Genomic DNA, 7,342 nt, shown 5'->3' on the forward strand with positions numbered 1-7,342 from the left:
GCGGCCCCGCCCCCGCCCTGCTGGGCGGCGACGGCACCGACTGGGACCTGCGCTGGAGTCGAACGGTCGCCTTCGGCAACCTGGCGGCGCAGCACGGTGACTGGCTCGACGCGTGGCTCCGCGAGGAGCCCGACAACGGACCGGCGGCGTTGGTGCGTGCCGAGTCACTGGTCGTCGCGGCCTGGCAGGTCCGCACGAGCCGGCGAGCCGCCCGGGTGAGCCAGGAACAGTGGGAGGGTTTCCACCGCCTCCTGCTCCTGGCCCAGGAGGCGGCGCTGGACGCGGTCCGGCTCGCACCGGCCGAGGACCCCAACCCCTGGGTGGTCCAGGTGTCGATCGCCATGGGACTGAACTGGTCGAACGAGGCCTTCCATCGGCTCTGGGCCGAGATCGTGGACCGCGACCCCACCCACTGGCGGGCGTACCACCGCGCGCTGCAGTACTGGTGCGCCAAGTGGCACGGCAGCCACGAGCTGATGTACGCCTTCGCGGACCGGGCGATCGGGGCCGCCGCGCCCGGCAGTCTGCTCACCACCCTGAGGATGTCCGCCTACTGGGAGCACACCCTGAGCGGTGACCTGCCGATCTCGGCGCGCCGCGGCCCGGAGTACCGCGCCGCTCTGGAGGCCCTGGACGCCGACCTCGCGGCGGCGCCCACGGACCACAACCGCCTGCGGGAGGCGCGGGGGTGGCTGGCCTACGGCCTGGTGCGCAGCGGGCAGGCCGGCCAGGCGCTGCCGCACTTCCACGGACTCGGCCGCGCGATCCCGGAGCCCTGGACGAACTACGGCCGGCCGGCCGGGATGTTCGCCCGCGCGCGCCGCACCGCGCTGCGGGCCGCGGCGACGGCGAAGGCGGCGGTGTAGGCGGGCGGCCGGGCTGTCGGCGGCGGGCCAGGCGGGCACGGCTCCGGCTCCGGCTCCGGCTCCGGCTCCGGCTCCGGCTCCGGCTCCGGCTCCGGCTAGCCGACCGCGTCGAGGGGCCCCACCGGCTCGCCCAGTTGCTCGGCCGCGTGCCGCCAGGCCGCGGTGACGGCCGTGCGGGCGGTGGCGACGGCGGTGGTGCGGTCGCCCGTGAGGTGGACCGGGGCGCCGATGTGCACGTGGAAGCCGGGGCGGCGCAGCGGGGCGGTGAGGAGTCCGGCCAGCTGCTTGGCCGTGCCGCCCGAGCTGAGCCGGCGGGCGCCGGCCTGGCCGAGCGGGACGACGGGCGCGGCGGTGGCCTGGGCGAGCCGGGCCAGACCGCTGCGGAAGGAGCCGGGGACCTGCTCCCCGGCGTCCCGGCGGCGCGGCAGGCCGCCCTCGCCGTAGAGCAGCACGAGCCGGCCTGCGGCGAGCGCCGCGGCCGCGCCCTCCAGCGACTCGGCGGCCCGGCTGGTCCCGCGGCGCACCGGAACGTGTCCCTCGCGGACCAGCGCGCGGCCGAGCACCGGGATCCGCCACAGGCCGGCGGTGGCCAGCACCACCGGCCGCACGCCCAGCCGGTGCAGGGCCGCCAGCACGATCGCGGGGTCGGCCAGCGACGTGTGGTTGGCCGCGATGATGCTGCCCGGGGCGAGCACGGCGTCGGCGTCCTCGGTGATCGTCAGGCCGCCCAGGACGGGGACGACGGCGGTGGCGATGCGGCTGAGCATGGGAGCTCCTTCGGGCCCGGGCGGGTGGTGCGCGAGCCCGATCCTCCTCCCCCGCTCCCCCGGGCGCCTGAGTCGGGGTACTCAGTTCCCCCGGCCACGGGACCGCCGTGGCGCTGTCCGCCGTGCCGGGCCGCCCGCCGTGCCGGACCGCCGCCGACCCGCGAGGATGGAACGGGAACCCGGACCGAGGAGGGCGCGGTGGCGTTCGAAGCAGGGGACATCAGGGAGTGGCGAGGGCACGACGTCGTCGACCCGCAGCGCCACCGGATCGGCTCGCTGGAGGCGGTCTACGTGGACACCGCCACCGACCAGCCGTCCTTCGCCACGGTCACCGTGGGGCTGCCGACCCGCAGACGGCTGGTCTTCGCCCCGCTGGCCGGGGCCACGGTCGGCCCCGGCTACCTGATGGTCGGCTACCCCCGCGCGCTGGTCCGCTCCGCGCCCTCGATCGGCACCGACGACGTGCTGCCCGCCGAGGAGGAGCCCGCCGTCTTCGCGCACTACGAACTCCCCTACGAGACCGGCGCGGGCGGCGAGCGGCGGCTGGCCCGCCCCTGAGCACCGGCCCGCCCCGGCCTCAGCGGCTCACCTGCAGGCTGCGGCAGGTCCAACTCAGCCGGTGCGGACCGAGGGTGGGCGGCGCCGGGTGGTACGTCCCGTCCGAGACCGAGAGGTTGACGATCAGGTAGGCGTGCCAGCCGGCGCCGACGCCGTGCTGGTCGGAGTAGACCAGGGCCCCGTTGGCGTACCAGTCCACCGAGTCGGCGCCGAAGCTCGTCCGCAGCTCCACCGTCGCGCCGGGCGCCACGCCGGCCGCCGCGCCGTGCCAGTAGCGGTAGCCGCCGCCGACGTGGTTGGTGACCTCCAACAGGTCCGGGTGGTCCGGGTGGTACTCGAAGACGTCGACCTCGTTGCCGCCGTCGCGCCAGGTCCAGATGGCCGGCCAGGCGCCGAGCCCGGTGGGCAGCACCACCTCGGCCTGCAGCAGGTCGCCGGTTCGGAGCTGGAATCCCTGCGGACTGCCCTCGGTGGTCAGCAGGTTGGTGTTCCACAGCGAGCTGCCCGGCCGCCGGGTGGCCGCGAAGACCCCGCCGGGGCAGTAGGCCCGGCTGAGGTAGTCCAGCTTGTGGTCGGGCCGGTTGGTCGGGCCCAGGTGGGGATAGGCGCTGCTGCGCCCCGCCACCCACTGGGTCGCCGAACCGAAATCCGCATCGAAGACCACTGTCACCGCTGCCTCCTGACGTCACGCCGGTCACCGTGTCCCCCTGCTCCCCACCCCTTGCCTTCGCAGAGTGATATGCCCAGCACGCAGAGCGATAATCGAACGAGAGGCTCCGGATTCACCGACTCCCGCGCGCCGCCCCGGCCGTGCCGCCACCCGCTCGCCACCCGCGCCATCCACACGGCCGGCCACACCGCCACCTGCACCGCCACCTGCACCGCCAGCTGCACCGCCACGTGCGCCGACTATCCTCGCTGGCATGGAGACGCCGGGACCGCCTCGGCACCGCACCTGGAAGGACGCCGGCTGACATGGCCCCGGAGTCGGATCGCACGGCTGGCCCGCTCTACCGCAGGGTCGCCGAGGACCTGCGGCAGGCCATCACCTCGGGCCGCTACGGGCCGGCCGGCCAGCTGCCGACCGAGGCCGAGCTCGCGCGGCACTACGACGTCTCCCGCGGCACGCTGCGCCAGGCGCTCGCCATCCTGCGGACCGACGGCCTGGTGACCTCGCGCCGCGGCACCCGACGGGTGGTGCTCGGCACGGCCCGGGTGCAGAGCTTCTCCGAGATGCTCAGCTTCACCCAGTGGGCCCGCTCGATCGGCCAGGAGCCGGGCGGGCTGCTGCACTCCCTGGTCCGCCGCCCGGCCGACTCGATCGAGTGCGAGCAACTGCGCCTGGAGTCGGGCGCGGAGGTGTACGCGGCGGTCCGGCTGCGCACGCTGGCGGGTACGCCGGTGATGGTGGAGCACACCAGCTACCCCGCCCGGGTCGGCTCGCTGGTCGCCGAACTGCCCTTCGACGCCGTCTCGCACAGCGACAAGCTGCGCCAGCACGGCATCTACTTCGCCGACGCCCAGCACGTGATCGACGTGGTCCCGGCCGACGCCCGCGACGCCAAGCTGCTGTCCTGCCGGCGCGGCAGCTCACTGCTGCGCGAGCGGCGGCGCACCACCGACTCCAACGGCATCCCGGTGGAGTGGTCCCAGGACCACTACCTGCCCGGCACGGTGGCCTTCAGCGTGCACAACTCGCACGCCTCCTCCAGCCTCTCCCGGCACGCCCGGCGTAGCCGCTGACCCGCTGAGCCACTGCCGCCGAAGGGCCGCCCGACCGCCGCGGGACCGCCAACTTGTACAGACAAGTTCTTGGGAGCCCGCGGCGCCCGGTGCTAGTTTCGAGCCCTGCCGCCGGACCTCGCGCCACCGCGCACCAGGCCACCGCGAACGCCGACACCATGCCACTGCCAACGCCACACCGCGCTGCGCCGTGCCCCGAAGCGTCCGGGCGGACACCCCTTCTCCGGCAAGGAATTGACGGTACCTCACCCGTGTCCAGCACCCTGCTCGCCACTCTGCTCGCCCTGACCTCCGCACTCCTGCACGCCAGTTGGAACGCCGCGATCAAGTCCGGTGGGGACCGGCTCACTTCGGTCGCGATGGTCGACGTCACGGCCCTGCTGGTCTGCGCGCCGGCCGTGCCGTTCACCGCACTGCCGAACGCGCGCGCCTGGCTCTTCATCCTGATCTCCACCGTGCTCTGCACCGCGTACCGGATCTTCCTGGTCAGGGCCTACCAGCTCGGCGACTTCGGGCTGATGTACCCGCTGATCCGGGGCGTGCCGCCGCTGGCGGTGGCCGTGATCTCGGTGCTGGCGCTGGGCCAGCCGCTCAGCGCCGCGGCCTGGGGCGGGGTGGCGCTGATCTCGCTGGGGGTGATCGGCCTGGTGCTCTGCGACCGGCTCGGCGCCACCCGCCTGGCGCCGGTGGCCTTCGCGGTCGCCGCCGGGCTCGCGGTGGCCGGTTACACCGCCTCGGACGCCGCCGGCGTGCACTCCGGCGCCTCGATGGCCAGCTACGGCGTCTACCTCTTCGTGGCGGAGAGCGTGCCGATGCCCGCACTGGCCCTGCTCGTGCGCAAGCGCGCGGTGCTGCGGCACCTGCGCCGCGACTGGAAGGTCGGGCTCTTCGGCGGGGTCAACGCCCTGCTCTCCTACGGGCTCATCCTCTGGGCCCTGTCGCTCGGCGCGGCCGCCCGGGTGGAGGCGCTGCGCGAGACCAGCGTGCTGCTGGCCGCGGGCATCGGGACGCTGGTCTTCAAGGAGGCCTTCGGCCGCAACCGGGTGATCTGCGCCGCCGTGGTGACGACCGGGATCCTGCTGGTCAGCATCTGAGGCCCCGGGTCCGGCCCGGCCGGCCGGCCGGCCGGCCTCTAGCTCGGCCGGGCGTCCTTGACGAACACCAGGCCGTCGCCGCCCGCCAGGTGGGCCGGGTCGAGCGGGGCGTAGCCGAACCACGGGGACACCCGGGGCGCGGGGAGCGGGTCACCGAGGGCGGCGGCCAACCCCCTGGCGTCGACGGCGCACTGGTCGTCCGGCAGCGCGTACAGCAGTCCCTCGACGCTGTCCGGCGGCGGCACGTCCACCCCCCGGTGCCGGATCGTGCCGAGGGCCGTGGCCACGAACGCGTACTGCGCGCCGAGCCGGGCGCTGACCAGCGCGCCGGCGCTCCACCACTCCAGCGGCTCCCCGCCCATGCGCATCGAGCTCTTCTCCCGCTGGAGATGGGCGTTGTGGGCGTGGACGAGGACCGGGCCCCGGGCGGCGACGGCGAGCAGGTTGTCGGCCATCATCCGGTCCCGCACGCCCAGCAGCCGGGTCATCCGGGCCGGTGAGGTGTCGGCCATCGCGTGGTGGTAGCTCAGCAGGCCGGTCGCCGTGCGCCCGTGGAGGCACGCCCTCTCCCAGGCGTCCCGCGAGGTCGCCGCGATCAGGTGCGGGGTCTGCTCGTCGAGCAGCGCCACCAGCTCGTCGGCGAGCAGCCGCAGCTCCCCGGCCTCGGGCGAGCGGCCCGCGGACCGGGTCGGGTCCATCATCGCGGCGGGTTCGGTCCACCGGTCGTCCGGACCGAGCAGGCGATCGAGCACGGCGGCGTCGCAGGGGAGCAGGTGAGCGTCCACCAGAGCGGCGAGGTAGCCGTGCAGGGCGCCGAGGGCCTGCCGGGGGCTCGCGGCACCGGTGATCTCCAGCGGGCCGTCGAACCCGGCGAAGCGGAGCCGATCGGCCGCGGGCCGGCCCTCGTTGTGGGCGCGCATCCAGCGCACGAGCTCGCGGTTGGCGGCGAACGCGCCCCAGCCGTGGCTGAACCCGTGCGCCATGACCGCGTCGAGGCTGCCCGTGCCCGAGGTGACGTAGTCGTCCACCAGCAGGCCCGTCAGGCAGTCGCTCTCGATCGCGATCGTCCGGTAGCCCTCCTGCTCGACGAACTGCCGGAAGAGCTCGTTGCGCAGTTCGAGCAGCGTCCCCTCGCCGTGGGTGGGCTCGCCCAGCGCGAGCAGCCGGGGCCGGGCCGGGAGCAGCCCCAGGACGGCGGCGGACGTGAGGGGACGGATGGTGTCCTTGATGTCGGTAGCCATGACCTCAACGCTATCGTTGAAGCCCCGGTGGAAACTTCTGCGCGACATGGGCGGGCCGATGGGGCGAAACCTTCAAAGCGGTGAGCGGCTCAGGCCGATCGACCTGGCGCGCGGGCACGGTCTGTCCACGCAGGCGGTCCGGAACTACGAGGAGGCCGGCATCCTGCCGCCGGCCGCTCGCACGCCGCACGGCTACCGGACCTACACCTCGCTGCACGCCGGGGCCCTGCGCGCCTTCCTGGCCCTGCTGCCCGGCCACGGCCACCCGGCGGCGACGTCGATCCTGCGGGCGGTGAACCGGGGTGCGGAGGACGAGGCGTTCCGCCTCATCGACGAGAGCCACGTCCAACTCCTCGACGACCGGCGGACCCTCCGGGCCGTGGAGGACGCCCTGCGCGACCTGGGGCCCAGCACGGCGCCGGCGAGCGCGGCGGGGTCCGGAGCGGGGTCGGGAACAGCGTCCGGGGCGGGCTCGGGAGCGGCGTCCGGAGCGGGCGGCACCCGAGCGGGCGGCACATTCATCGGGCCGCTGGCAGGCAGGCTCGGGATCCGCCCCGCGACGCTGCGCGCCTGGGAGCGCGCCGGGCTGGTGCAGCCGCACCGCGACCCGCGGACCGGCTACCGCGTCTACCACGAGGCCGCCGTGCGGGACGCCCAGGTGGCCCACCAACTGCGGCGCGGCGGCTACCTGTTGGAGCAGATCGCGCCGCTGATCGCCCAGCTGCGGGCGGCCGGCGGACGGGAGCCGCTGGAGGCCGCGCTGGGCGACTGGCACGACCGGCTGGCCGCCCGCGGCCGGGCGCTGCTGACCGGGGCCGCGGAGCTGGAGCGGTACCTGCGCGAGCGCGACTGAACCGCGGATCACCGTCCGGGGCGAACGGGCGCCACGGCCCGCTTCGGCATGCCCCGGATCGGGGCCGACATCCCGGCGCGATTTCTCTTGACATTCTAGCGACCTCGTCCGTATGGTCATCTCAGAGCAAGTCGCTAGAACATCTAGGGACTAGATCCTCTACTCAATCGAACATCTAGCGCTCATTCGAGCGCCCGCCCCGCGCCCGAAGGAGCCCGCC

8 protein-coding genes are annotated in these 7,342 nt (G+C 74.8%); 5 read left to right on the forward strand and 3 right to left on the reverse strand.

The window, feature by feature from the left end; all coding sequences use genetic code 11:
• The coding region (locus tag ABD323_RS38300; protein ID WP_344446726.1) for a hypothetical protein at positions 1 to 866 on the forward strand (866 nt) is incomplete at its 5' end.
• Between the two features lie 95 nt (positions 867 to 961).
• On the opposite strand, the gene ABD323_RS38305 is transcribed toward ABD323_RS38300, so the two are convergent.
• The gene (locus ABD323_RS38305) at positions 962 to 1,633 is read right to left on the reverse strand and encodes a lysophospholipid acyltransferase family protein (protein ID WP_344446727.1); all 672 of its coding nucleotides are present in this window, start codon (positions 1,631 to 1,633) and stop codon (positions 962 to 964) included.
• A 198-nt stretch (positions 1,634 to 1,831) separates the two neighbouring features.
• Here ABD323_RS38305 and ABD323_RS38310 point away from each other — a divergent pair, with 198 nt between their 5' ends.
• A complete protein-coding gene (locus tag ABD323_RS38310) occupies positions 1,832 to 2,191 on the forward strand; it encodes a PRC-barrel domain-containing protein (RefSeq protein WP_344446728.1) in 360 nt (119 codons plus the stop codon).
• 19 nt (positions 2,192 to 2,210) lie between these two features.
• Here ABD323_RS38310 and ABD323_RS38315 read toward each other — a convergent pair whose 3' ends face one another.
• Positions 2,211 to 2,861, reverse strand: a complete 651-nt coding sequence (locus tag ABD323_RS38315; protein ID WP_344446729.1) for a LamG domain-containing protein — start codon at positions 2,859 to 2,861, stop codon at positions 2,211 to 2,213.
• A 305-nt stretch (positions 2,862 to 3,166) separates the two neighbouring features.
• Here ABD323_RS38315 and ABD323_RS38320 point away from each other — a divergent pair, with 305 nt between their 5' ends.
• Together ABD323_RS38320 and ABD323_RS38325 are read left to right on the forward strand one after the other, a co-directional pair.
• Entirely contained in the window at positions 3,167 to 3,934 is a 768-nt protein-coding gene (locus ABD323_RS38320; protein WP_344446730.1) for a GntR family transcriptional regulator, read from the forward strand.
• A gap of 251 nt (positions 3,935 to 4,185) precedes the next feature.
• A complete protein-coding gene (locus tag ABD323_RS38325) occupies positions 4,186 to 5,028 on the forward strand; it encodes an EamA family transporter (protein WP_344446731.1) in 843 nt (280 codons plus the stop codon).
• Positions 5,029 to 5,066: 38 nt separating this feature from the next.
• On the opposite strand, the gene ABD323_RS38330 is transcribed toward ABD323_RS38325, so the two are convergent.
• On the reverse strand, positions 5,067 to 6,269 hold the full coding sequence (locus tag ABD323_RS38330; RefSeq protein WP_344446732.1) for an erythromycin esterase family protein: 1,203 nt from the start codon (positions 6,267 to 6,269) through the stop codon (positions 5,067 to 5,069).
• 58 nt (positions 6,270 to 6,327) lie between these two features.
• On the opposite strand from ABD323_RS38330, the gene ABD323_RS38335 reads away from it, so the two are divergent.
• A complete protein-coding gene (locus tag ABD323_RS38335; protein WP_344446733.1) occupies positions 6,328 to 7,122 on the forward strand; it encodes a TioE family transcriptional regulator in 795 nt (264 codons plus the stop codon).
• Positions 7,123 to 7,342 lie beyond the last annotated feature (220 nt).

It is taken from the genome of Kitasatospora nipponensis, assembly GCF_039528135.1.
Lineage (GTDB): Bacteria > Actinomycetota > Actinomycetes > Streptomycetales > Streptomycetaceae > Kitasatospora > Kitasatospora nipponensis.

Bases quoted from the DNA above. Each gene is read 5' to 3' on its own strand.
- ABD323_RS38305 (WP_344446727.1), bottom strand. From the start codon at position 1,633: ATGCTCAGCCGCATCGCCACCGCCGTCGTCCCCGTCCTGGGCGGCCTG.
- ABD323_RS38320 (WP_344446730.1), top strand. From the start codon at position 3,167: ATGGCCCCGGAGTCGGATCGCACGGCTGGCCCGCTCTACCGCAGGGTC.
- ABD323_RS38330 (WP_344446732.1), bottom strand. From the start codon at position 6,269: ATGGCTACCGACATCAAGGACACCATCCGTCCCCTCACGTCCGCCGCC.
- ABD323_RS38335 (WP_344446733.1), top strand. From the start codon at position 6,328: ATGGGGCGAAACCTTCAAAGCGGTGAGCGGCTCAGGCCGATCGACCTG.